This window comes from Caulobacter sp. UNC279MFTsu5.1, from assembly GCF_900114015.1.
Taxonomy (GTDB): Bacteria; Pseudomonadota; Alphaproteobacteria; order Caulobacterales; family Caulobacteraceae; genus Caulobacter.
Genome location: NZ_FORN01000062.1, coordinates 1 through 24,319 on the forward strand (window position 1 = coordinate 1; position 24,319 = coordinate 24,319).

Here is a 24,319-nt window from a genome sequence, read left to right on the forward strand (position 1 = left end):
ATCCAGGACCTTGGCTTCGGTGACGTCGGTGTGGAAGGCGTTCCACGAGTTCCAGCCCATGGGCGGCTTTGCGGCGCGTCCCGTCGTCACCGCGGTCCACTGACCCGTCGGCGCCAGCGGATCGGTCGCGGAAAATGCTCCACTGCCGCAACACAACGAAAATGCGAGGCTGCCGAAGAGCACCTTGGTAAATCGCGTCATTACGCCTCCCAGCATATCTTTGCTCAGCATGAATTTTGTTGAGCCCACGTTTCCGAGCCTTTCGCGGCAGGCTGCGACAATGGCCGATCTTGTCGGGATCGGCCGATCCTCTAACCGAACAACTTTTGCTCGCGCGCGAAATTGAGGAACAGCGGCAGCCACAGACCGTCGCTGTCTAACCCGCCGTTGGTGGAGCACTAGGCGCCCGCCAGGATCAGCGGCCGTGGCGTTCGCCAACGCGGTGATACGGCGGATATTCGATCGGCTAGCGAAGGACGGCGCCCACCGTCTTCCAGGTCACGCCGGCTGTCGCACCGTTGCGCCGATGTTTCCTCCCCTTAGCCGTCCGTTGAGTAGGCCCTCGCTGGCCTGACCATATCGCCTAGCCGCTCTTCCCCTCCGAGGGCGGTCAGCGACCGTGGGCCTTATGATTTGTCGTACAATAGCAAGTCGGCTTGTCGCCATGACTTCCTAGTCGCAATATTTTTATACGCGAGGATGTGGCATTTGCGACACGGTGCGGCCGTTGGTGCACCCAGGGCAGGTTGGCTACGCGAAGATCCAGCTTGGCCTCGCGCAAACCTCGGCCCGAAGCCGTCAAGGTCACAACACCAGCAGGGCCGGTCGACTGGACCCGCACCTGAGCGTAGCCGTTGAACGCCCGACGCTTCCACGGCTCGGCGGAGGTGATCATCTGCACCCATCCGAGGTTGCGACCGCCGATGCCTGCCTCGTTGAGTCTTCGTAAGACGCCCTCTGTCCAGACAGCCGACTCCTTCGGGTTGGTCATAGCGGGCGGGGTCCTCCACCGGCGCGCGTCGGCCAAATTGAACGCCATTGCCCTTGGCCGATCGTTCGAGCGGGTCGCGCGATCGCGGGACGGAGGCATGCGCTCCGCGCCTATTGCAGCGCGTAGCGCAGCGTCACCATCGCCGAGCGGGGCGCGCCGGGCAGGTTGAGGTTGGGGCTCGTGCCATGGCCGGAGACGAAATAGTCTTCGTTGAAGAGGTTGCTGACGTTGAACTGCGCGACCAGCGGTCCGAACCGTTTCCAGGCCAGGGCGTCGACCGTGGCGTAGGCCGGCAGGGTGACGGTGTTGCCGGGGTTGGCGAAGCGGTCGCCGACATAGTTGGCGCCGAGGCCGAAACCGTACCGTCCCTGGAAATCCTTGGTCAGCCAGATATTGGCGCTGCGCTCCGGCGTGATGGTGGCGCGTTTGCCCTTGATCGGCTGGCCCGCATCGAAGGCGATGGACTCCGTGACCCTGGCGTCGAGATAGGCGTAGCCGGCGATCGCCCGCCAGCCGTCGGCGAGGTCGAGGTTGGCGCTCACCTCCACGCCATCGGTGCGCTGCACGCCGACCGGAATGATCTTCAGGGTCACGGGATCGGTGACCTTGATGCCGGTTCGCTCAAGCCGAAAGACCGAAACCGTGGCGCTGGCGTGACCGTCCAGGAAGTCGAACTTGCCCCCGACCTCGCGATTGGTGGTTTCTTCCGGCGCGATGTCGGCGTTGCTGGCGGCCAGGGCGAAGGTCTCGCCCGACGGCTGGAACGAGCGGCTCCAAGAGGCATAGTAGGCCTGCGTCCTGGTCGGCTGCCAGACCAGGCCCAGGCGTGGGCTCCAGGTCTTGTCGATCCGCGAAAGATCGGCCAGGCCAGGCAGCCGCTGATCGGTGGCCTGCTCGAAGCGGTCGTGGCGGACGCCCAGCAGGGCCTTCCAGTGTTCGCCCAGCGACACTAGATCCTGGACGTAGACGCCGACGGTCTTGAAGGTCGTCTGGTTGTCGGCGGTCGGGACGCCGGGAACCGTGCGAGCCAGGATCGGCAGCACCGGGTTGAACAGCGACACCGTCGCCACGCCATTGCGGGAATAGGTCAGGGCGTCCTTGACCTGGCGGCCGACCTCGACGCCGTAGAGCAATTGGTGGCGGGCGCCGCCCAGGGCCAGGTCCTGGGTGAGTTCGGTCTGGTTGAACCAGCCATGCTCGTCGCGCTCGACGTTCGACCGGTTGAGGGTCACGGTCTTGGCCGTCTCGTTGACCGAACCCGGGAGGGTGTTGAAGCGCGACAGGCTGTAGTCGTAGTAACGCAGGGCGTTGCGGAACTTCAGGCCTTCGCCGAACTGGTGGGACAGGGTCGCCGTGCCCGAGGCCACCTTGCTCTGGCTGGTGTCGACGTCGCGGGCGTTGGCCGCGCCGTAATAGGCCCCGGCGTCCACGTCCACCGGCCGGCCGCGATAGGCCGGCACGCCGAAGTCGGTGACCCGCTTGTCGCGCAGATAGTCGGCCTGGATCAGCAGCGAGGTGTCGTCGCCCAGCGCCACGGTGGCGGCCGGGGCCACGGCTTCGCGCTTGAGGAACTGGTGGTCGCGGTAGCTGTCGGCCCGTTCGACGGCGCCGGTCATGCGCAGCGCCGCGCCGGGAAGCGCCTTGCCGAGGTCGAACTCGATCCGCCCGTCGTCCCAGGCCCCGAAACTGGCCGTGACCGCGGCGATGTCCAGGCCCGGCTTGCGGGTGACGCGGTTGATCAGCCCGCCGGAGGAGCCGCGGCCGTAGAGCACCGAGGCGGGACCCTTGACCACCTCCACCCGCTCGATGTTCGACAGGTCGCGGAAGTACAGCGCGTCGTCGCGCACGCCGTCGATGAACTGGTCGGCGATCGCCGTGAAGCCCCGGATCGACACCTGGTCGCGCTGGCCGTCGCCACTGGAGAAGCCGACGCCCGGCACGTTCTTCAGCACGTCCTGCAGCGACAGCGCGCGCTGGTCCTGCATGACCTTCAGCCCGACCACGTCGATGGTCTGGGGGATGTCGCGCAGAGGGGCGTCGATCTTGGTCGCCGTCGTCGCCTTGCCTGGATTGTAATCGCCCTTGCGGCCGGTCACCGTGATCCCCGACACGTCGTTGGCCGTTTCCTCCGCCCATGCGGGCGCGGCGGCGAGGAACGGCGCGAGCGCGCAGGCGAACAGCAGGTGACGGGCGGCAGGCGACATAGGCGATCCCCAACAGAAAGAAGATGCGCCTAATAATCATTTGCAATAACGTGTCAACGCCGCAACCTCCACCTTGCTCAGGCGCCCGAGATGGTTTGTGGACGGGAGCTCGAGAGCGTCGCTGACATTTCCGGCCAACCACGCCTTCGCCGCCGCCCGCGATTTCGGAGATCGGCTCGCCGGAGCCGTGATCATGAATACGGTCGTGCCTGGACTCGGCCCGTGGGAGGACTTGCTCGCCAACCCGCGGGTTTGGCATTTCGCCCTTCACCAGATTCCCGGCCTTCCCGAAACGCTCGTTTCCGGACGCGAACTGATCGGAGCGGCGGGGTCTCGGGTTATGGGAGCATCCGCCACGGGCCGGGGAGGATGGACGTTGTCGGCGCGGCGGCCGGCCAGGTCCGCGGCCGACTTTGCGTATTCAGCGTCTAACGGTAAGACTGCCCGCCTCCGTAGTGATCGATGCAGGGATCGATCGAGCTCACCGGCGAATGCGACCCATGGCGATGATCACCGATCCCGATGATTTCTTCACCAAGGGCTGCGGTCGGTGCGCCAGGTTCGCGACCGCCGACTGCTCGACCCGGCGGTGGATCGACGGGTTGAACGACCTGCGCCGGATCTGCCTGGACCTCGGATTGGAAGAAACGGTGAAGTGGGCCCACCCCTGCTACATGCACGCTGGGCGCAATATCGCAATCCTCGCGGCGTTCCGGGGCGACTTCAGGTTCAGCTTCATGAACCCGGCCCTGTTGGTCGACAGCGAAGGCCTATTGGAGCCGCAGGGGCCCAATAGCCGAACGCCGAGCATGATCCGCTTCACCGCTACCGGGCAGGTGGGCGAGAAGCAGGCGGTGATCCGGGCCTATTTGCAGCAACTGATGGACCACGCCGAAGCGGGGACCAAGCCTGCGAAGATCGACCGCGAGATCGATATGCCGGACGAACTGATCGAGGTGCTGGACGCGGACCCGGAGCTGGCCGAGGCCTTCCACGCGCTGACGCCGGGACGCCAGAAAAGCTACCTGTTCGCTCTGCACCAAGCCAAGCAACCGGCGACCCGCCTGACGCGGATCGAGAAGTTCCGCGACAAGATCATCGCGGGCAAGGGCGCTCTGGAGAGATAGAGAGTCGCGACCTCGTCCAGTTCATGGACCATGCGTTCGCGAGCGTCTTCAAGGGCGATCAAGGCGTCAGCCAGGCTTGCGGTGGAACTGCTCGCGCAGTTCGTTCTTGGCGGCCTCCAGCTTGCGCTTGCGCGGCGTTCAGGTTCTTGCCGGCGCGGTTGATATAGAAGGTCAGCATCGACATCGCCGACTGGAACGGCGAGCCCTTGCGGCGATGGCTGTGCTCGGCCGAGCGCTTCAGCGAGGCGGCGATCTTGGCCGGGTCCTCCTGTTCGAAGAGATGGGCCTTCAGGTCGAGCGCGTCGCTGGTTTCCGTGACCTTGGTCGACCACTTGCGGCCCTTGGCGGACTTGGTCATGGCCTCTTCCTTGATCTGCTCGCGATGAAACCCGTCGACCGGCTGGCCTGTTCCGGGCTGCATGAGCCTTCAATCGCGCGAGCAAGAGGGAACAGCCGCCGACACCGGCCGTTTTTTGGTGCGGTGAACGGCGTTCCAGCGCCGCGCTTCTTCCAAAGGGAGGTTCAAATGCGAGTGAGCGACTGCATGACGCGCGGCGTCGAGATCGCCAGTCCCCAGGAGACGATCTGCGACGCGGCCAGGATGATGGCCGATTGCGACGCCGGCGCGTTGCTGGTCGGCGAGAACGATCGGCTTGTCGGGGTGATCACCGACCGTGACATCGCCATTCGCGCCGTGGCCGAAGGCAAAGGGCCGGACGCCAAGGTGCGGGACGTGATGAGCACCGAGGTCCGATATTGTTACGAGGACGACGATGTCGAGGAGGTGCTGCGCAACATGGGCGAGTTGCAGGTGCGCAGATTGCCGGTGCTGAACCGGGACAAGCGACTGGTCGGCATCGTCTCGCTCAGCGATCTGGCGATGCACGGCGCCAGCACAACGGCCGGCCAAGCCCTGGGCTACATCGCGCGGCCGGGCGGGGAGCATTCGCAAACCCGCCATTGAGGGAGCGCCGGGCACGGTCAGGCGATCGGTTGTCCCTGGCGGAAGGTGACCGGACCAGGGCTTGCGAAACAGGACGACCCAAAGCACGGCCGGAGCGATCCCGGCCAGATAGGTCGCGGCCGTATAGACCAGCCGGGCGATCTGGGCCGGGGATGCACCTCCTAGGTGTGCGCGGCTTCGGCGTGGATTTCGCCGACCGACCAGGCCTTCACCAACGGGTAGATCTGGTAGAGGGCCGACAGGCCGAAGATGATGTAGACACCGCGCGCCACGGCCGAGCCTTCTCCGAACAGATAGGCGACGAAGTCGGTCTGGACCAAGCCGACCAGTCCGGCGTCGAGACCGGCGACGATGGTGAGGATCAGGGTGACGAGGTTGAGCGCTTTCATGACGCGTCTCCTTGCATGGGGAATCAACCCGATCGCCCCAAACGCGTTCCTTCCCCCGGATGGCCGCCCTTCCGCCCATCGGCGTCTTGGCGATGAGGGCCGCAGCGGCCACCAATCCTGGCCCGATCAACGTCAAGGCCGCGTTGGCCAACTGCTCCCACGCGAACGCGTTTTGAAGGTCAGGTTTCCGAACGGTTTGAATGTCGGCTGATGGCGCAGAGCGGCGGTCGCTAGTTCCCGACGGCTACTGCGCCTCACGCGTCGTGGTGACTTTCCCGAAGACCGGCGCCGGCACGCTCGTCAGCCGGTCTGTGGCGTCACCCGTCAGATCGAAGAAGACGATCCGATTGGCGCCGCGACGCATCCACGGCGCGGGCGCGTACAGCGTGTGTACGGGTCCAATCGACCAGAAACGACCAAGATTACGCGCGCCGAGCCAAAGCTGCCCTTTGTGAAGGCCGCGCATGTCCAGATAGGTGTCGGCCGGCTGATCCACCGTCATCTCGGCCTCGTAGAAGCATGGTCCGGCGCAGGGTTCCGGCGATAGGCGCAGCTTGGACGGATCGTCCATCGGCAAGCGGAACATGCTCCAATCGTCCAGCGGCTTGCCGTCCAGGGTGACGGGACCGGTCAGCCCCGTCTGCTCGCCCCGGATCGCGTGCGAATAGTTCACGCGCCCGGTGTTCTCGACCAGGATATCGAGCGTGGCGGCGGCGCCCTGCCGGGGCACCTCCACTGTTTCCTGGGCCAGACGACGATCGAGCGTGCCGACCAGCTTCTGGTCGACATAGACCTGCGCGTAGCTGTGCATGCCCTTGAGGACCAGCGCGCCGCCCTTCCCCTTGGCGAGAGGGACCCGATAGAGGACGTAGCCGTAGTTCTGGCCAAGCTCCTCGAACGTCAGCGGCCGCTCGGCGCGAACGGGCTCGGGAAGATTGCGCCACAGCGAGGCGCTACGGCGGATCGGGGAGATCGGGAAGGTGGCGGCGATGCTGGGCGCCGGCGTCGGCGCGGCCGGCGTGCCCGTGACCTCGGCGATGACCGAGGCCAGCAACCCGTACTTGTAACGCGGATTGCCCGCTTCATCGAGCGGCGCGTCATAGTCGTAGCTCGTCGTATCCGGGTGATAGTCCGCGCCGGTGTGCGAATCCGCGCCGTTCATCCAGCCGAACGTGGTGCCGCCGTGGAACATGTACAGCGACACCGAATAGCCGCGCTGCAGCATGAAGCGCAGCTCTTCGGCTTCCTTGCGGCCATCGGTCTCGTGGTGATCCTCGCCCCATTTGTCGAACCACCCCGCCCAGTATTCGCCGACCATCCGCACGCCGTCGGGGCGGAACGCCTCCAGCTTGGCGACCGATTTCTCGGCGCCGCCCGAGCCGAAGTTCACCACGGAGGGCAGATTCGGCAGCGAGCCCTTGGCGAGGTCGGAGGCTTGGTTGGAGGTGAACAGCACGCCGTCGGCCAGCCCGGCGCGGCGGTAGGTCGCCTCCAGCCCTTCGAGATAGGCCTTGTCGTCGCCGAACGCGCCGTATTCGTTCTCCAACTGCACCGCGATGATAGGACCGCCATTGCGCAGCAGCAGCGGCTTCACCTCCTGGCCCAACCGCACCATCCACCGCTCCACGGCGGCGGTGTACTTCGGGTCGGTCGAGCGCAGGACGAGGTTCCGGTCCTTCAGCAACCACGCCGGATAGCCGCCCAGTTCCCATTCGGCGCACACATAGGGGCCCGGGCGCAGGATCACGTCCAACCCTTCCGCCTGCGCGGCGCGGATGAACGCCGCCAGATCGTTCTGGCCGGTGAAGTCGTAGACCCCGGGACGTGGTTCGTGCGCGTTCCAGAAGGCGTAGGTGGTGATCGTGTTCAGGCCCATCGCCTTGGCCTTGCGCAGGCGATCATGCCAATAGGCGCGCGGGATGCGGACATAGTGCATCTCGGCCGAAATGACCTGGTAGGGCTTGCCGTCCTTCAGGAATTTGCCGTCGCTGACGGCGAAGCTGTGGGCCGGCGCGCCGGGCTGCGCCCCGGCCGAAATGGCGTCGGGCAAGGCGGCCTGGACGCCTTGCCAACCGCTGCAAGCCATCGCCAACGCCAGCAGAGCCGTGCGCCAGCTCCGGTTGAACTTCGCCATGCCATTCTCCCTTTTATGTCTGACTAATCTTGGTGCGGCGGCATGGCAAGGCTCGGGGGAGTCGCTGTAAATACGCTCTCGGTATGCTGGCCATGGTTTGCAATCGAAAATAGGTCAGACAATTAGATCGGGCATCGCCGAGGCGCGCCACGTCGTTCGTCCGTCCCTCGAAAGTCGCAACGCCGTGGGCCGAGCCGAGCGGATCGCCACAGACCTGGATCGGCGTCACGCAACCTCGTCCATACCGATGTCCGAGACCCATGCCGTTGAAGATCAAGACCTTCGTCGGCTTCTCGTCTCAGACTGTGATGCCGACTTGACCAAAGGTGATCCGGCGACCGTATCGATCGAAAGGCGAAGCTGGCGCGGCGGCATGAAGCCAGCCTAGCCAAACATTCGCCCGCTGGCCGGGGCTCAAGACGATGAACGACCCTATTGGGCGGTCAGCTTGCGGCGACTTCGTCCAGGGCCCCGAGCCGGCGAGCCGGCGATCAGCAGGTCGGCGACGGCCTCGGCGATCGGCAGGCCCGTCAGGCTCTCGTAATAGGTGAAGGCCGGCGAGGGATTGACCTCGAAGCAGCACCAGTCGCCGTCTGGCGTTCGCCGCAGGTCGATGCCGGCGAACGCCAGGCCGAGGTCGGCGGCGAGCCTCAGGCAGCGCTCGGCGACCGCCTCCGGCAGCCGGCCTTCGGTGATCGACACGGGCAGGTCCTGGCGGTGGGCGTAACGATAGTCGTCGGCCTCGGTGGCGATCTCGCAGGTGAACAGCCGCTCGCCGACCACATGGACGCGGAAGTCGCGACCTGGCACGTGGGCCTGGAACTGGGTCGGGCACCAGGCGATGTCGTCCAGGCGATCGAGATCGTCGTCGGTCAGGCGCGAGACGATGCTGCGCACCCCGCTGACCGACTTGTAGATCACCGCGCCGTGGCGTGCGCGGAAGGCCGCGGCCGCAGCCGGATCGGTGGTGACCAGGGTTTGCGGCGTTCGAAAGCCGCGGCGGGCGATCAAGGCGGCCTGGTACGGCTTGGAGCCGTTGGTGGCCATGGCCGCGGCCGGATTGACGAGCTTGGCCGGCGTGACGTCGAGGAATTCCTGGATCGCGGCCTCCAGTCCCGTGGCGTGGGCGACCAGCGCCGCGTCGGCGTCGGGATCGAGCAGGGTGGAGGTCCCGTAGCTGCGAACATAGACGCCGACGATCTCGGCGAGCGCGCAGCGGTCGGGGCCGACCCGGAGTTCGCCGGAAAGACCTGACGCGTCGAGCCTGAGGTCGAGCGCCGTCTCGGCCGTGCGGCGCTGGTCGACATGGAAGACCGGCGCGCCGCGGCGCGCGAGCGCGGCCTGCGCCGCGGCCAGCGGCCCGTCGCTGGAGACGCCCCAGAGCAGGATCACGCGGTCGCCTCGGCGGCGCGTGCGCAGAACACCCGAACCTCGCGCGCGATCTGAGCGTCCGTCAGGTCGACATGGGGATGGGCGCGCAGGATGGCCAGTCGCTCGTCCGCGTCGAAGGCGACGGTCAGCAGGTCGGCGTCCGCGGCTTGCGCCAGGAGGACGGCGGCATCGGCCTGGCGTCGGTCGTGCGCGCCGAAGGCCGTCTTGCCCACCACCGTCACCAGGTTCGGCGGGGGCTCGATCTGTTGTGGTCGGCCGAGGGCAAGGCTCCGCCGAAGCGGCGCGGCGGCAAGCCCCAACCCCAGCGCCAGGCGCCGCCAGGCGGCTTCGGATCGCAGCGGTCCGCACAGGCACTGCGGCGTGGGGCGGTTGACCGTCGGACGCCCCAAGCCGAAGAGCAGGGCCAGCAGGAAGGCCGTCATCTCGGCCGCGACATAGGCGCGGTCCTCCTCGGCGATGTGCGGCAGGTCAGCCTGGCCGACCCCGGACAGCCGGGTCAGCACGCAGCCGATCTCCGCCACCGGCAGGATTTCGCCGCCCGCCAGGGCAAGAGTCGCGCCGGGGTCGTCCGGCTCGTATCGCCAGCCGGCGCGCGACAGGTCCCTGGGCGTCGCCAGCGCAACCTCGCCGGGGCCGGCCTGGAGCGCGAAGCGGCGGGCCGGCGCGTCCCAGGCGCCGGCCAGAACCAAGAGCCGGGCCGGTTTCGCCTCCTCGACCGTCAAGCCGACGGCCTGGAGAGGTCGGGCCGCTCGGCGGGCCGGATGAAGGCGCGGCCCGTGGCGACGATCGCCTCGACGTCGGGCGGGACGATGTCTTCCTGGTCGGCTGTTTCGCCAGCCAACGGCGCGAAGGTCAGATCCGGCGTCATCTGCCGGTCGCTGGTCTTCTCCGCCAGCTTCTCCACCGCCAGCTTGTCGGAGGTCTTCTCCCGATCCTTCTCCTTCTCCTTCTCCTTTTCTTTTTCCTTCTCCTTGGTGTCCTTCTCTTTGATTTCCTTGGTGTCCTTTTCCTTGACCTCCTTGGTGTCCTTGTCCTTCTCCTTGGTCTCCTTGGTGTCCTTGGTCTTCGGACGGACATGGGCGACAGCCACCTTGGTGCGCGCGTGGTCGCCGTTCGAGGTGGCGATGATCTGGAAGTCGCCCACCGCGGAAGAGGTGAAGAGGCCGTTCTGGCTGATGCTGCCCCCGGCTGGACCCTGGACGCTCCAGGTGACGCCGGTGGGGGACGCGCCGCCGGATTCCTGAGCCGAGAACTGCTGATTGCCGCCGACGAAGATGGTCACCTCCGCTGGCGTGATCGCTAGGTTGATCACCTGCACGGTCAGGCTCGCCTGCTTGGTGACGCCGAGCGCGGTGGCGGAGATCATCATCTGCAGGGTGCTGGCCGGCGCCGTGGTGATGAAGGTGAAGGTGGCCTGGGTGCTGCCGGGAGGGATGCTGACGGTGGCTGGCGGACGGGCCGCATCGCCCGAGGACGATAGGGTCACGCCGAACGCAGTCTGGGCCGGTCGGTCGATGGTCACTGTGCCGGTGATCTGGTCGCCCGGATTGGCCAGGCCTTTGGTGAGGCTGAACTGGATCAGCTTGGGCGGGGGAATCTGCAGCTGCAGATAGAGCCAGCTCTCGAAGTCGCTGGACTTCACTCCGTCGCCGGAAGGCAAGTCCAGCTCGATGCGCTGCGTGCCGTCGGCGCGGAAGCCTGACTTGCCATAGACGCGACCGTCCAGATAGAGCCGCTGGCCGCCCTGTTCCGACCAGATCATCGCGCCGTGCAGCTTCACGCGCAGCCGCACCCGCTGGATGTTCTGGCCAATCAGGAAGGCGGCGAGGTTGGCGAGCTCCGCCCCGGCCTGCGCCGGCTTCCAGGACAGAACCTTTGGCGAGGGCAGGGAGACCTCGCCATTGAGCGGGGTCGATAGCTGGACCATGGCTGTGGCGTCGGCCGTGGGGTTGAGGGACTTCAGCGGCACGGGCATGTCCAGCAGCACGCTGATGATCGCCTGGCCGGAATCGCCCACTGGCGCGGTCATCGGCCCATCGAAGAAGATCTGCAGGCCTGCCGACTTCAGCGGATCCTGGGTGATGACGTCGTCGTGCACCCAGTTGACGCCCGTCACATGCATCGCCGGCGGATGCTCGGCGATCGGGGTGAACATCATCCGACAGTCCTGCAGCGACAGGACGCGTTTGTTCAACGTGCCCACGCCCAGCCGGCACAGGGCGTGCGGCTGGTTTCGCGGCGGCTGGGGTGTGGTGAACGGCCAGTCGAGCTGGCCGGTCAGGGCGCGCGCCGGCACCAGCCAATAGTCGCCGGTCTTGTAGGTCCCGGCCTCGAACTTCACCTGCACGCCGTCCTCCAGCTCGATCCAGCCGTCGGCGGTGGTTGCGCTCGAAAGCGCGATCTCGCCGCCATCCCAGCGGCGCAGCTTGGGATGGAGGGCGGCGTCGACGGCGGCGGGCGCGGCGGTCAGGGCTACCAACCGACTGGCCTCCTCGACATGCTCGATCCGCAGCAGCGGGCCGGGCTGGCCGGTCAGCTCGACAGTGTCGCTGACCAGTTCGACGGTCTGACCGTTGGCGAAGCCCAGGGTCGTGTCACGGCCGAGGTCATGGACGGTGAGTTGCTGGCCGTTGAACGTCTCGACCGCGGTGACGACCGAGCCGTTGTCGCGTGACCACTTCAGCGTGGCGGCGCCGCGATCGCCGCCTTGGTGGATCTCGATCCGATAGAGCTGGTTCTCCAGCCGCTGATAGCCGGCGGCGGGCGGCGTGAGACAAGGGTCGTCGCCCGAGGCCGAGGGAGCGCCGCGAGCGCTCATCAGCCCGCTGGTCGGTGCGACAAGCCGATCCCATTCGCTGAGCGCGGCGCTGCAGGTGATCCCGCTCGAGTCGGGCGTCTTCACCGGCAGGATCTTGACCTGCCAGACCGTCTTGAGCCGGATAGTGGTGTCGGCGCCCGCCAGCGCGACCTCCCGGATGTCCGGATCCTCGATGCCGGTCACCGGTCGCCGCCAGGCCTCGAGATAGAAGATGGCGTCGGTGGCGCCGGCGTTGGTGAGCACGGAGATGAGGTCCGGCGCGCCCGGATAGTCGGGTTGTTTCAGATAGTCGACGTCGGCGAGGTTCTCGCAGAGCAGGCCGCCGACATAGTAGCGGCCGGCGCTGATCATGACCTTCGTCCCATCGGTCGTGAGCCTGAAGCCGGCGTTGTGCACCGGTGCGCCCGCAGCGCCGATCACGTCGATCGCTTGCGTCTGGGCGTGGTGGCGCAAGATCGACTGCTGCTCGTTCCAGTCGGCGTCGAGCTGCACCCGGCCCTGCTGCATCACGACGCCGGCGTAGCGCTTGCGAGCGTCGAAGGTGTCGCGACTGATGTCGGCGGTCATGGTTTAACCCCTCTTGTGTCGGTTCAGGTCGCGAAAACCAGGACCGCTTCGAGACCAAAACGCAGATATTCGTCGAGCCGCACGCGAAGGTTGGTTTCGCGTTGCGGCTGGTAGAGTTCGCGGAAGGCGCCCAGCTCCGCGCCGTCCTCCGCGCCTTCGCGGATCGAGGCCGGCGTCCGGCGGCTGAGCTGGCCGTAGCCCGGATCGCCGAAGCGAGCCGAGGTGAACACCGGCTGGGCGAAGATCGCGTCGTCCCCGGCTCCAGGCAGGCAGCGGTAGGGCCTAGGCGTGCGCGAGCCGGGCGGCAGGTAGCAGAAGCGCGTGCAGCCGACATCGCGCCGGTCGACCCAGACCGGGGCGAGCCAGCTGTCGCCAGCGGCAAGGCGCGCGACAAAGAGGCTGTTTTCCACCTCGTCCACCCGTCGGGCGTGGACCTTGCCGATCACCGTGCAGTTGGACATCGTCAGCGACGCCCCGCCCGCCGCGCCGTCGAGGGCGGCGTAGGCGGTCGCGTCGGGCGCGCCGGCGTCGATGATGCTGTTGCTGATCGAGATCCGGGCCCCGGGGGCGGCCAGGATCCCGCCCAGGATGCAGTGGTCGATCTCCACCGAGACGCCGGCCTCGACGATCAGCATCGGCTTGCCGGGTTGGGCCGGCTGGCCGGCCGCGGTGCGGCTGACGCCCGGGGTCAGGGTGCAGTGGCGCAGGTTCAGATGCTGTAGCCTGTTTTCGGCGGCGGCCGGGACGCGGATCGCCGCGCCGGCGATCCACAGACCGTTCAGGCTGATCGAGGTGAGGTCCGCGCCGGTGACGACGAGCTCTTCGCCCAAGGCCAGGAAGGGCACGCGCTGATCGGCGGCGCGCAGCTCCACATGGGCGCCCGAGGTGGTCGCCTTCAGGGTGAGAGTCTCGGCGTAGCGGCCGCTGTCGACGATCTCCACCCGCCCGCCGCCGGCGATGGCGTCCAGCGCCGCCTGAACGTTCGGATGGTCGGCGGGCACCAGGGTCGGCGTCTGGTCACTGACGAAGCTGGCCTCGCGGTCGTAGCCTCCGCCGCCCAGCGCACCGGCCAGGCCGTAGTGGTAGCTGACCTTCGGCGGGGCGCCGGGCGCGGTCCCAAAGGCGATGCGGCCCAGCTGCGGGTCGATCGCCACCTTGCCGGCCGCTGGCGTGTGGGCCCAGGCGTTGCCTTTCGCGTTGGAGAGGTCGCAGACGGTCAGTGCGTCGATCGCCACCCCTTCGATGAACAGGCTCTTGTCCGCGCCATAGTGCTCGGCCTTGGCGGCGGCGAAAGCCCGTCGTGTCAGCGGCTGGGAGACGTTCAGCGCCGTGGTGCGCGCGCCGGCCGCGGTCGGAACCGCTTGGGTGAAGAGGGCGAGCGGCGCGCCCTGCGGACTGAACAGGAAGCGCTTGGCGTCAACCTTGGCGGCGGTCGCCGCCGTGATCGGCTGGGATTGCAGACGCCAGAGATGAACGCCAACCGTGGAAACGTTGCGACGGGGCCCCGGGCTTCGCAGCTCGGCGGTGTGGGCGAAGGGATCGAAGGCCCCGCCGAGCCGCTCGAGCGGCTCGGCCTGCCGCACGTCGGCGAAGGCCGGTGGCGCGACCCTCAAGTGGTTCATGTACTGGGTGGTCGCCAGCGTCCGATAGTGCTCGACCACGCAAGCGCCCCAGCCGGTGACGTCGCGGGCCAGGGTCTCCAGGGTCGCGGCCGTGCCCTTGCCGCGGCGCAGGCGAATGGTGTCGGCGATCTCGGCGCGCGGGCTGCTGATCTGGGCCGTGACCCCGTGCAGCGGCTTGTACCCGATCAGATCGCCGATATAGGGCGCGACCCAGTCGGCGCACGTCTCGATGAACTGGTCGTCATAGAGCTGGTCGAGGTCCTCCTCCAGGACCGCGATCTGTTCGGCGATCGCCTGAATCAGGGCCTCGAGCGCGCCGGTCTCCTGGTCCCGGGTGCGGCTGAAGGCCGGCAGCAGCTCGTAGAGGGAACGGGTGTCGAAGCTCATGGGCGTATTCCCACCAGGCTGAGCGGGCGCGGATCGAGCGTGAGCAGCTCGGCCGCGGATGGCGCGCCGACCGAGCCGGACCGGGGGGCCGCCGCCAGCAGCACATCGGCGACGCCGGCCGCTTCGTCGGTGCGGAAGAACTGGTCGATCTGCACGGCCACTACCCCCGGCGTCGTCTGGGCGGCGGCTAGGGCTTCGCTCAACGTCACCGGCTGGCCGAAGGCCCGGGCCTGGAAGGAGAAGCGCGCCCGAAGCCTCGCCTCCACCGCCGCCAGCACGGGAGATATCTCCAGGTCAGGGGCGACGACAATTGTGGCCGAGAGCCGGAAGAAGGCGTCGCGATAGGTCTGGACGCGCAGCGCCACATTGGGGTCGCCCGCCTTGCGCATCGCCGCCAGCAGATTGACATGCGTGCGGCTCTCGGGCGGCAAGGCCGCGCCGTCGACCCCGCCGACGGTAACGAAAACGCCGCGCGTGGAGCCGATCCAACTCCAGGTCGCCAGGGCCTTGGCGACGCCGGCGAAGGCCCTGGCGAAGTCCTCGTAGTCTTGCAGCGAAACGATGCGATCGAGGGTCAGGATGGTCAGCGCCGCATTGCCGCGGATCTCCTCCAGGGTCTCGGCCCCAGCCGCGCCGCTCGCCGCCAACGGATTGGTCACGGCGCGCACGCCGGGCGGCCTGACCGGCAGGAGAGTGAGGCGCGCGGCGTCGACGTCGCCCGCCATTCCCATGCCCTTGCGGTAGACGGCCGTGATGTTCTCCTGGCCGGTCGCGGGCCGGGCCCCGGCCAGCCCATCGCCGAACATCACCAGCGTTTGGCCGCCGTCGGTGGTGCGGGTCGTGTAGACATGCGCATCCGGTCCGCAGCCGTGGAAGTTGGCTACTTCCTGCCAGAGCGCGCCGTTCACGCGGACCCGCAGAGTGGACTGGGCGCCGCTAGGCGCGTCGCTGCTGACATAGGTCAGTGGCGGCTGGCGTAGGGCGAAGGTCTGGAAGGTCCGGCTGGCGTCGCCGCTTCCCAGAACCTCGCTCACCGTCTCGCCGTGGGTGGCCAGCGCCACATTGGCGTTGAGGGTCACGGTCGCGCGGACATAGCTGTTGGCCAGCGCCTGCTGAAACTGCAGGGTGGTGGATCCGCCGATGAAGTAGATCTCGGCGATGGTCAGAACCTCGCTGGCCGTTACCCCCTCGAGATCGTCGCGGACGCCCGTCAGGATCACCGTCTGGCCGATCGACAGGTCGAAGTAGGGACCGTCCAGGGTGATGCTGTCGCCTTCGATCGGCTCGGGGATCGGCAGATCGGCCAAGGACAGCGGCTCGCTGTGCAGGTGGACGGTGGCGCCGCGCAGGGTGAAGTCGGCGAAACCGTCGCTGGAATCGAGCCTCAGACGCGTCACCTTGGCGCTTAGCGAGAAGTCCGAGCGCGAGATCTCGGCCACGTCCTCGATGCGGTAGACCCGCTGACTGTCCTGGTCCTCCAGGATCACATAGCCGCCGATGGCGATCCCCTCATAGACGCGATCGAGGTCGATTTCCCGCGCCTGGGACTCGTCGGCGAGGGTGCGGGGGGTGCTGTCCCAGTCGGTCGGATAGGCGCCGCCGCTGGCGCGCTGCTCGGCGGGGAGGGACAGGTACTTGGGCGCATTGTGGCCGAAAATCCCGGCCTTCTGGTGGAAGGCGAACAGGCCTTGCGACGGCGGCAGGGCGCGGTGAGCGGCCTGGCGGCGCAGGTTGATGGTCAGGGCCGGAAGCGACCAACGCTGGACACGGGCCATGGCGTGCAGGTCGTGCTGACGCCAACTGCGGTTCAGCATCGTACTGGCGACCAGGCGGTTGGTCAGCGAAAGCCGTTCCACCACGAAGAGCCCGATCGGCAGGATCGGCAGGCGGAAGGGCGGCGGGTCGGGCGGATCCTCGGTCAGCTCGACCCGGGTGACGCCGGCCGCGGGATCGCCGGTCGCCTTCAGCACCCGCAGCACCGCCACGCTGTCGGCGATGATCAGCAGGGGCGCGCCAGGCTGCAGGCCGACGGCGGTGCCCTGCAGCACCAGCCGCTCGGCGTCGGCGCTCAGTATCTGGGCCTGGGTGGTCGCGGGCGGAATGGCGTTCCACTGCGGTCGGGCCTCGATGGCCTGGGCGGTCTCGAAGGGCTGGGGCGTCTCGCCGGGACCGGGCAGACTCTGGACCTTCAGGCCCGCGGGCAGGGTCTGCGGCTGGGCGGCCTGGGCCGGGGCGCCGGGCGCGGTTTCCAGGGTGAAGGCCAGATAGACGCTGGCGGCGACCCCGGGCCGAGGCTCGTAGTCGATCAGCCGACCCAGCTCGATCAGAGAACGGCGCTCGGTGGCGGTGCGCAGGTAGGATTCATTGGCGATCCGCTCCTGATAGAAGCTGATCACCTCGGCCATGGAGGCGAAGGCGTCGACCAACGCCGTGGTGATGTCGGATGAGTCCTGGACGTTCAGGCCACGCCGCCGCGCCAACTGATCCAGCACGGTGTCGCGGTAGGCCGCGTGCACGCCGATCCGGTAGCTGATCGCCGACAGACCCGGCCGGTTCGTGACCCGCAACGGGGTGCGCAGCGGCGCGTCGACCACGACGGGGTGGGCGTTCTGGTTCATTTTCCGCCCTCCATGGTCACCGTGAAGACCCCGCGCTCAGGGTGGTCTGGATCGTTGTCGAGCCTGGGAATCTCCAGCCGTGCGAAATCGAGCCGGCCCTGGCTCAACCCGCGACTCCGGGTCCGCTGAGCGCGGGCGAGTTGCAGCCTGCCGAGGGCCATCATCGGCAGGCGCGGGGCGTCGGGCCGATCTTGCCGCTGGAAGCGCGTGACCTCCATCCAGGCGACCCCGTCGACCGCCTGGGCGGCGGCATAGATGGCGCTGAGATAGACGGGCTGGCCAAAGGTGAAGTTGTCGGGGTGGAAGACGCCCAGGCGGCCGTCGAGGGTCAGGCCCGAGCTGAAGACATCGAGCACGGCCCGCTTCACGTCGGCGCGGAAGTGATCCGGCTTGGCGGCGACGGTCAGGGCGATCTCCAGCGAGACATAGGTTGGCGCGTCGATCTCCAGGTCGTGGCCGGCCAGGCGGTAGGGCTCCAGGAAGTCGCGCATCGTCTGGTCGAAATCGGCGTCGATCGGCAGCCCGCCCAGCCGGTCGACGGTGACGAAGACGGTGGGCCAACTGCCGGTCCAGCGGAAAGCGGCGGCGGCGCGCTGCACCTCCGGATGGCGCTCGGCGGCGGCCTGGTAGTCCTCTGGCGTCACCGCCCGCTGTTGGCTGCGGAAGGCGAAGGGCGCAGTCTGGCGCACGTGCTCCAGGCTCTCCGGAGCGGCCCCGCCACGAGCGGGCAGGGGATTGCGCACCCCGCCGACCTTGGCGTCGTCGCTCAGCAGGTGGCGGATGGTGTCGGCGGCGACGTTGCCGCGTACGGCCTGGCCCACCCGATAGGTGGCGGCGAACGCCGTGCCAGGCGCCGGGCGCTGGCCGTGCGCGTCGTCGCCGAAGCGCAGCCAGGCCGCGCCGTCGTTCTCGGTCTCGACGACGAAGTCACAGGCGTCGGGCTCGCTCTGCAGCAGGTCGCGCCGGGCCGTCCAGGGGATGGGCGCGGCGCCTTCCGGCGCGCCGGCCAACCGGATGGCGGGCAGGGCGCGGCCCTGGGCGACGGTCAGCGCCGCCTTGGCCGAGGTGGGCGGGTCTGCGGGGTCGTAGGGAACGGCGAAGACCAGCGGACGACGCGCCAGTCGAGGGCGGAAGCGCGCCGGGATCGGGGTCGGATCGCCAGGCGCGCAGGGGTCGGTGGTGACCGCCGGACGAAACAGGCTGGGCGCGGGCGCTGTCCCCAGGTCTTCGGTCACCACGGTCGCGCCATGGTCGGCCAGCACGATGTTGCCGCGTACGACGGTGATGTTCTGGACCTCGCGCGTGCCGCCGTCCTCGGTGCGGATTTCGTTGGAGATCTGCAGGCTGAACGGGATGGCGTCCTCGCGGCTCCATTCGATCTGGGTGATCGCCAGCGGCTTGGGTTTGGCGCCCGAGAAGTCGCCCAGGGGGTCGGAGCCGACCGCCACCCTGGTCAGGCGCACCGCGTGGCGGCGAGCGGGGTCGGCGTCGGCGGTCAGCCCGGACGTGCGGCCCAGCACCTCCTCGAACAGCAGCACGTCGCCAGGTCGCAGCTTGTCGAGACCGCCGCGCAGGGTGGCCCGGGTCGATCCCGCGGGCAGCCAGCAGGCGCGGTCTCCCCAGGTGTGGAAGGGGATCTGGTTGTGGGCGGCGAAGATCGCGACGTCGTGCAGGGTCTCGAACACCTCCGGCCGGAACCCCATGGCCTGGGCGACCTCCGGCATGCCCGGCGTCGCCCGGGCGCCGAGGTTCGGCACGCTGGTCAAGGCCTGGGTTCCCTTGGGCACGACGGTGTCGGCTTCGGCGCGGAGGTGCAGGAAGGTGCGGGCGTTGACGCCGTCGCCGATCACGTAGTCGACCAGCCGGGCGTGGCGGCGCACCGAGATCCGCCGCCGCGCCGTGCCCAGATAGGCCTCGGTCGCCACCGCGTCCTGGCGATAGCTGAGCACGTCGCCGACATGGGCGAACAGCTCGACCAGGGTGACGCCGATGTCGGCGGGACTGCGCTCGGTCCATTGCGGGGCCAGCACGGACATGCGGTCCAGCATCAGCTGCCTGAGGCTGGTGAAGTCGCGTGACAGATAGTCGAGCTGCGGCGCGGCCGGCGGCGGGCCGTTGGGCGCCGTGGGCGCCTCGCAGTCGAAGTCGGTCGGGCAATCGGACTTGAAGCTGAACGGGACTTCGGCGAGCATCGGATCCAGAGTCGCGGCGTCGAACGCCGAGCCGATCGCCGACCGCAGCGCCAGCCGGTAGGTCGAATGATCGCCATACGCCGCAAGGCGCAGGACCACGACGTCGCCATCATAGGTCACGGTCAGCACGCGGATCGTGCGGATCCGGTCGCCGCCGTCGATCACCACATTGGCCGGCGTCAGGCCGGGCGGCGGCGGGGTCTTCAGGAAATGCATCCTGAGGACCTTCTGCCGCTCGGCTCGGGTCGGGGCGTCGGCGTCCAGCACTTCGACATAGTCGACGCCGTTCAGCGTCGAGGCGAGGACCGCGTCGCGCCGGCGCCGGTCGCAGCTGGCATAGGGGCTGATCATGACGAGGTCCCCGTGATCACCTGCGTGGTCTCGCGCTGCTGGGTGGCGCGGACCACGTACTTGACCTGCACGGTGAGGATGGCGTCCTCGGACTGGACCTCGACCTGTTCGATCTGCACCAGGTCGCCCAGCCACTGCTGCAGCGCGCCCTGGATCAGGAACTGGATAGCCATGGCCACCTCGGCGCTGTTGGGCGCGAACGTCATCTGCCGCAGGCCGGTGCCGAAGGTCGGCCGGTTCACCCGCTCGCCCTGGGCGGTCAGGAGGGTCTGCTCGACGAGGTCGCGGATGTGGCTGGCTGTGTCGGTCTGCGCCGTGCGCCCGGCCGCGTCGATCCAGTAGGGAAAGGCGATATGGTTCATTGCGCCTTCACCCGCGGCTGGGCGACGACCACGGTCAGCGGCGTGCCGGTGGGCGTGCAGATCGACTGGCTGTCCATCATCAGCAGCGGCTGGCCGCCACTCTTCACCCGCATCGAGCCGGTCATCCACTGGGCGGTGGCGCAGGGCGGGTTGGGCGTGCCGGTCAGGGCGCAACCGGCGACCGCATAGATCGTCGTCTGCAGGACGGTGGGGTTGCCGCCGACCTTGACCCGGGGATTGGGCGCGGTGGGTTGGCTCTGGCCGGCATGGGCGCAGATGACGGTGGAGGAGGTGTCCAGCAGGAAGCCCATCAGATCACCTCCAAGGCGCCGTCATTGACCGAGACCTTCGGGCCGACCAGTTTGATCGTCCCGCCCATGCCGTCGTTGATCTCGATCCCCTGGGCGTTGAGGACGATCTTCTTGCCGTCGGCGGTCTCCAGCGTGATCCCGCCCGCGCCGGGCAGGTCGGACAAGGTGACGGTGAGGGTGTCGGTCTTGATCACCTTGGTCTGGGGCAGGGCCATGGCCGGCGGCCATTCGCCGATCCCCCAGAAGCAGCCGCTCCAGATCGGCGCTTCGGGATTGCCGCCCTCGAACTCGACCCAGACATTGGCCCCCTCGGGCGGCAGGGCGAAGAAGCCGACGCCGGAGCCGGCGAAGGGCGCGCAGGGCAGGGCCCAGACCTGAGCATCGCCCAGCGCCTGAGGGGCGGTGACCTGCAACCGGCCCATCAGCATCGGGTCCTGGTTGCCCTTCACCTTGCCGCGATACTTGCCAAACAGCAGGGTCATGGAACCACCGCTGGGGTGATCGCCCCCGTCCCTTCGCGCGACAGGCTGAAGCGCTGCTTGTACTTGCCGTGGCTGATCGCGTGGCTGACGCTCTTGACGTAGTAGAGGCCGTCGTGGGTGAAGCCCACGCCGCGGACGCCGACGATGTTGCGCGGCTTCAGGACACCGCCGTAGCGCTGGCCGTCGAGCTCGCCCTGGGCGGTGACCACGTTGTCGACCGACTTGTCGGTGATCCCCTGGGCGCGGGCGTAGGCCTGGGCGACGGTCAGGCCGGCGCCCTTCTCCAGCAGGGTCTTGCGCACGTTCGGCAACTGGAATGGCAAGGCCGGCATCGCCGCCAGCGGCGGCATCCGGGTCGCGACGAAGGTCATGACCGGGATCTCGACGTTCAGGTCCTTGTCCTGGACGCTGTCGTTGACGATCGTCGGCGCCAGGCCGTTGTAGGTGAAGTTGATCGACTCGACGTTGGTCTCGGGGCCCATGTTCACCGATAGCGCCCGCTGGGGGGCGCCGGCGCGCTTGGGCGGGCCCCAGTAGGCGATGTTGGTCCCCGGGACGGGGCCAGGCTCGATGAAGAAGACGTAGCCGAACCGCTCGCCGATCGCCTTCAACTGCTCCAGGTCCGTGCCTTGCTGGACGGGGGTGCGGTCGATCGGCAGCGGCTGGTCGACGGCCGCCGGCGGGATGATCGTCGGGATCAGACCGTACTGGGCGTAGCCGGCGATGATCGACAGGGCGATCAGCGGCTCGCTCATCGCGGTGTAGCTGCTGCGCTTCTTCTCGAGGTCCATCATCACGCTGACGTCCTCGCCGGTCAGGGTTAGGGTGCCGGTCCCCGGTTGGCTGCCGGGCGAGAACTGACGGTTGGTGATGATCCCGTCGATCAGCACCTCCGGAATGGCTTCGAACATCATCGTCAGGATCACCCGGTTGAACGGCGCCAGCAGCGGGTTGAGCATCAGCCGGTAGTCGAGCATGTCCGTCGGGCCGGCGCGGCCGACCTGCAGCACGATCTGGAAGCCTGAGCGGCCCTCGTCGGCCTGGGTCACCGAGACGCTCTGCACGGCCTCGGCGATGTCGGGCGTCGCCGGCAGGGGCAAGGTTGGGCCGATCAGCAGGGATAGGTGGACGCCGAGCACGATGATCTCCTGGGTTCCGGCGCGGCGGCCTAGGTCTGGGGCATGGCGGCGCGCAGGGCCGCGGAGGGATCGCCCGCGGCGTCGGCCAGCATCTGCAGTGGATCCATGGCGTCGTTGGCGTCGCACAGCCGCCAGAACATCAGCGGGTCGCCGTAGACGCGGTTGGCCAGCAGGTCGATCCGGTCGCCCGGAACCACATTGACCAAGGTCAGTGTCGGGAGGCTGGCCCCCGGCGGCAGGAAGCGGCGCCGCGCATAGGTGACGGCGCGGCCATCCGGGAGGATGTGGCTCGCCGTGTCGAGCGCGGCGTAGCGGCTCGTATGATCGAACATCCGTGGAGCTCCTATCCAAGGCGCACATTGCTGCCCATCACGGTGGTGAGGTCGGAGGCGAGGTTGATGACGCTCATCGTCTCTTTGAGGACCTGATGGGCGAGGAAGATGTAGTAGCCGGGGTTGGTGATTGAGAAGTCGTTGTAACTCAATACCTTGAGGCCAAGTCCGACCTTGGCGCGGATCGGGTTGAGGAGCGGGTCATGGGCGTCCTCGGTGATCGCGCAATCGGTCACCCGCACCGGCAGGATGCGCTGGGCGCCCCAGATGAACAGGGTGAGCGGCGCGTCCGGCGGGATCACCTCGATCACTCCGCCGGCCAGCAGGGCGGTGTTGGCGATGACCACGCTGCTCTTCGGATAGTTGATCATCTCCAGCGCGGCGAGCTGGGGGTGGATGCCGAGCGTGGTGGCGATCGGGTCGGAGGTCTCGAGCTGGTCGGCGGCGTCGATCTCGACGTCGACCTTGATGGTCTCCTCCGGTGGTCCGGTCAGCCTTTGGGCTTCGGCGCGCGCGGCGTCGCCGCTGGCCACCCTGGGCTTCAGCGTCCGGGTCAGGGTGTCGGGGTTGTATTGGAAGACGATCACGTTGGGGATCGGCGACATCGGATCGATCGAGACCAGCGCGCCCTTCAGCACGCGCGGCGAGCCGGGGAAGGTGGTCATGGCCGGACCTCGCGGGGTGAGATGGCGGGATGGGCCTGCATGTCAGGTCGGCCCCATGAGGCGTTGCTTGAGGGGGCCGCCGTACTCGTTGCCCGAAGCCTTGAGCGCCGGGAACATGGCGTCCATCAGATCGGTGTAGAACTGCGTCTTGAAGGCGTGGAACCGGTCGCCGAATTTCAGGGTGATGTCGGTGACCTCAACCTGCCCGCTGCCGGGGAAGATTTCGACCAAGTCTGGACGCTTGGTTCCGACCTTTCCCTTGCCAAAACTGCTCAGTTCCTGGAGCTGCGCCTCAAGTTCCCTGTAGTAGTCGCTCTTTGAATAATTCGGATTGTTCTTTCGGTAGGCCTGAAGGTCCGCGCTGACCTCCTCCATCAGCGCCATCCATCGGGGTTTCAGGTTCGGACGGCTATTGATGAACTCGCCGGTCGTCATCTTCAGTGGGGCTTCGTTCATCGGCACCGAGCCCTTCATGCCGAAGGCGTCGAGGTGGGCTTTGAATTGCTTGGCGAACTGGTAGAAGCTGCCGTTCTTGCCGCCCTGATAGTCGAAATAGCTGTTGCTCTTGGGCGGTCGGGAGGTGTCCGAGAGCAGTTCGGCCGCCTCGAATTCGTCCCCGGTCTGCGGCCGTCGGGGCTTGTTCGTCGGCTCGGAGGGCGAGGGTTTGGCCTTGGCGGCGGCGGGCTTGGCGGGAGCGGGCTCGGCCAGGGCTTCGCCGGCGCCGATGATGCGTCGCTTCGACCCTGGGGTCGCTGGATCCGGCGTGGCGTCCGGTGTCTGCGACTTGACCGCTTCTGGTTGGGCTGCGGTGGCCTCCGGCGCGGCGGCGGGCTCGCTTGGCTTGGCGCCGGCAGGTTCGGTGACCTGGGGTTTGGAGACCTGGGGCTCGACGACTTCCACGCCGCCCGCCGCGGGACGGCCGGCGCCCTCGGACGACGAGGCCGACGCTCGTGGCTCGATCGACGAACGGCCGCCGGCGCGAACTGGCTCGGGACCGGACCCGCTCATCCTGGGCGCGGACGGCTCGATCACCATGGCCTTGGGGCCGCCGCCCGTCTGTATCCGCGGCGGGCTGGGCGCGGCTGCGGCGGTCGGGCTGGGCGAGGGGCCTGGTTCAGGGATGATCTCGCCGGCGCCGAAGCCGATCCGACGACGTGGCTTCGGAGCCGGCGGGGCCATGGGGTCGACGGCGGGGGCGTTGGCCTTGTCGCCGATCTTGAAGCCGATGGGTTCCTTCGGCTTGGGCGGCGCGGGCTGGGCCATGGGATCGAC

The 24,319-nt window shown here is 68.0% G+C and carries 19 protein-coding genes and 1 pseudogene; 2 read left to right on the plus strand and 18 right to left on the minus strand.

The genetic code is table 11. The features are described from left to right. Positions 1 to 231, minus strand: a pseudogene (locus BM066_RS23560) (alpha-galactosidase); the annotation flags it as partial. 870 nt (positions 232 to 1,101) lie between these two features. Continuing rightward, positions 1,102 to 3,195 (minus strand): TonB-dependent receptor, encoded by a 2,094-nt coding sequence (locus BM066_RS23565; RefSeq protein WP_089930742.1) that lies wholly within the window; start codon positions 3,193 to 3,195, stop codon positions 1,102 to 1,104. 500 nt (positions 3,196 to 3,695) lie between these two features. Here BM066_RS23565 and BM066_RS23575 point away from each other — a divergent pair, with 500 nt between their 5' ends. Then, complete coding sequence (locus BM066_RS23575; RefSeq protein WP_089930744.1) at positions 3,696 to 4,322, plus strand: YdeI/OmpD-associated family protein; 627 nt, start codon at positions 3,696 to 3,698, stop codon at positions 4,320 to 4,322. A gap of 58 nt (positions 4,323 to 4,380) precedes the next feature. Here the strand turns inward: BM066_RS23575 and BM066_RS23580 are convergent, their stop codons facing one another. Then, positions 4,381 to 4,743, minus strand: coding sequence for a DUF3175 domain-containing protein (locus tag BM066_RS23580; RefSeq protein ID WP_218150937.1), 363 nt, complete (start codon positions 4,741 to 4,743; stop codon positions 4,381 to 4,383). 105 nt (positions 4,744 to 4,848) lie between these two features. On the opposite strand from BM066_RS23580, the gene BM066_RS23585 reads away from it, so the two are divergent. Further along, positions 4,849 to 5,286: a CBS domain-containing protein gene (locus tag BM066_RS23585; RefSeq protein WP_089930746.1), complete on the plus strand. Its 438-nt coding sequence runs from the start codon at positions 4,849 to 4,851 to the stop codon at positions 5,284 to 5,286. A 161-nt stretch (positions 5,287 to 5,447) separates the two neighbouring features. On the opposite strand, the gene BM066_RS23590 is transcribed toward BM066_RS23585, so the two are convergent. From BM066_RS23590 to BM066_RS23660, 15 genes are all read right to left on the minus strand, one after another. Continuing rightward, positions 5,448 to 5,675, minus strand: coding sequence for a DUF378 domain-containing protein (locus tag BM066_RS23590; RefSeq protein WP_089930748.1), 228 nt, complete (start codon positions 5,673 to 5,675; stop codon positions 5,448 to 5,450). A gap of 244 nt (positions 5,676 to 5,919) precedes the next feature. Further along, on the minus strand, positions 5,920 to 7,809 hold the full coding sequence (locus tag BM066_RS23595) for a glycoside hydrolase family 35 protein (RefSeq protein ID WP_255367709.1): 1,890 nt from the start codon (positions 7,807 to 7,809) through the stop codon (positions 5,920 to 5,922). Between the two features lie 432 nt (positions 7,810 to 8,241). Then, on the minus strand, positions 8,242 to 9,201 hold the full coding sequence (locus tag BM066_RS23600) for an ATP-grasp domain-containing protein (RefSeq protein ID WP_089930749.1): 960 nt from the start codon (positions 9,199 to 9,201) through the stop codon (positions 8,242 to 8,244). Further along, complete coding sequence (locus BM066_RS23605) at positions 9,198 to 9,923, minus strand: hypothetical protein (RefSeq protein WP_143093797.1); 726 nt, start codon at positions 9,921 to 9,923, stop codon at positions 9,198 to 9,200. The genes BM066_RS23600 and BM066_RS23605 overlap by 4 nt, the downstream gene beginning before the upstream one ends. After that, positions 9,920 to 12,586, minus strand: a complete 2,667-nt coding sequence (locus BM066_RS23610) for a DUF6519 domain-containing protein (RefSeq protein ID WP_089930753.1) — start codon at positions 12,584 to 12,586, stop codon at positions 9,920 to 9,922. The genes BM066_RS23605 and BM066_RS23610 overlap by 4 nt, the downstream gene beginning before the upstream one ends. A gap of 23 nt (positions 12,587 to 12,609) precedes the next feature. Further along, entirely contained in the window at positions 12,610 to 14,595 is a 1,986-nt protein-coding gene (locus BM066_RS23615; protein WP_089930756.1) for a hypothetical protein, read from the minus strand. Then, entirely contained in the window at positions 14,592 to 17,213 is a 2,622-nt protein-coding gene (locus BM066_RS23620; RefSeq protein ID WP_089930758.1) for a putative baseplate assembly protein, read from the minus strand. Before BM066_RS23620 ends, BM066_RS23615 begins: the two co-directional genes overlap by 4 nt. Next, complete coding sequence (locus BM066_RS23625) at positions 17,210 to 19,756, minus strand: putative baseplate assembly protein (protein WP_089930760.1); 2,547 nt, start codon at positions 19,754 to 19,756, stop codon at positions 17,210 to 17,212. The genes BM066_RS23620 and BM066_RS23625 overlap by 4 nt, the downstream gene beginning before the upstream one ends. Then, on the minus strand, positions 19,753 to 20,118 hold the full coding sequence (locus BM066_RS23630) for a GPW/gp25 family protein (protein WP_018112882.1): 366 nt from the start codon (positions 20,116 to 20,118) through the stop codon (positions 19,753 to 19,755). Before BM066_RS23630 ends, BM066_RS23625 begins: the two co-directional genes overlap by 4 nt. Next, the gene (locus tag BM066_RS23635; RefSeq protein ID WP_218150938.1) at positions 20,115 to 20,429 is read right to left on the minus strand and encodes a hypothetical protein; all 315 of its coding nucleotides are present in this window, start codon (positions 20,427 to 20,429) and stop codon (positions 20,115 to 20,117) included. Before BM066_RS23635 ends, BM066_RS23630 begins: the two co-directional genes overlap by 4 nt. Continuing rightward, positions 20,429 to 20,911 carry a phage baseplate assembly protein V gene (locus BM066_RS23640; RefSeq protein WP_089930765.1) on the minus strand — a complete coding sequence of 161 codons (483 nt, stop codon included), beginning with the start codon at positions 20,909 to 20,911 and terminating at the stop codon, positions 20,429 to 20,431. Before BM066_RS23640 ends, BM066_RS23635 begins: the two co-directional genes overlap by 1 nt. Next, complete coding sequence (locus BM066_RS23645; protein ID WP_218150939.1) at positions 20,908 to 22,050, minus strand: hypothetical protein; 1,143 nt, start codon at positions 22,048 to 22,050, stop codon at positions 20,908 to 20,910. Before BM066_RS23645 ends, BM066_RS23640 begins: the two co-directional genes overlap by 4 nt. Before the next feature lie 29 nt (positions 22,051 to 22,079). Continuing rightward, a complete protein-coding gene (locus BM066_RS23650; RefSeq protein ID WP_018112884.1) occupies positions 22,080 to 22,382 on the minus strand; it encodes a hypothetical protein in 303 nt (100 codons plus the stop codon). A gap of 11 nt (positions 22,383 to 22,393) precedes the next feature. Then, a complete protein-coding gene (locus BM066_RS23655) occupies positions 22,394 to 23,047 on the minus strand; it encodes a hypothetical protein (protein ID WP_089930767.1) in 654 nt (217 codons plus the stop codon). Positions 23,048 to 23,089: 42 nt separating this feature from the next. Next, positions 23,090 to 24,226, minus strand: a complete 1,137-nt coding sequence (locus BM066_RS23660; RefSeq protein WP_143093798.1) for a hypothetical protein — start codon at positions 24,224 to 24,226, stop codon at positions 23,090 to 23,092. Between the last annotated feature and the right edge of the window lie 93 nt (positions 24,227 to 24,319).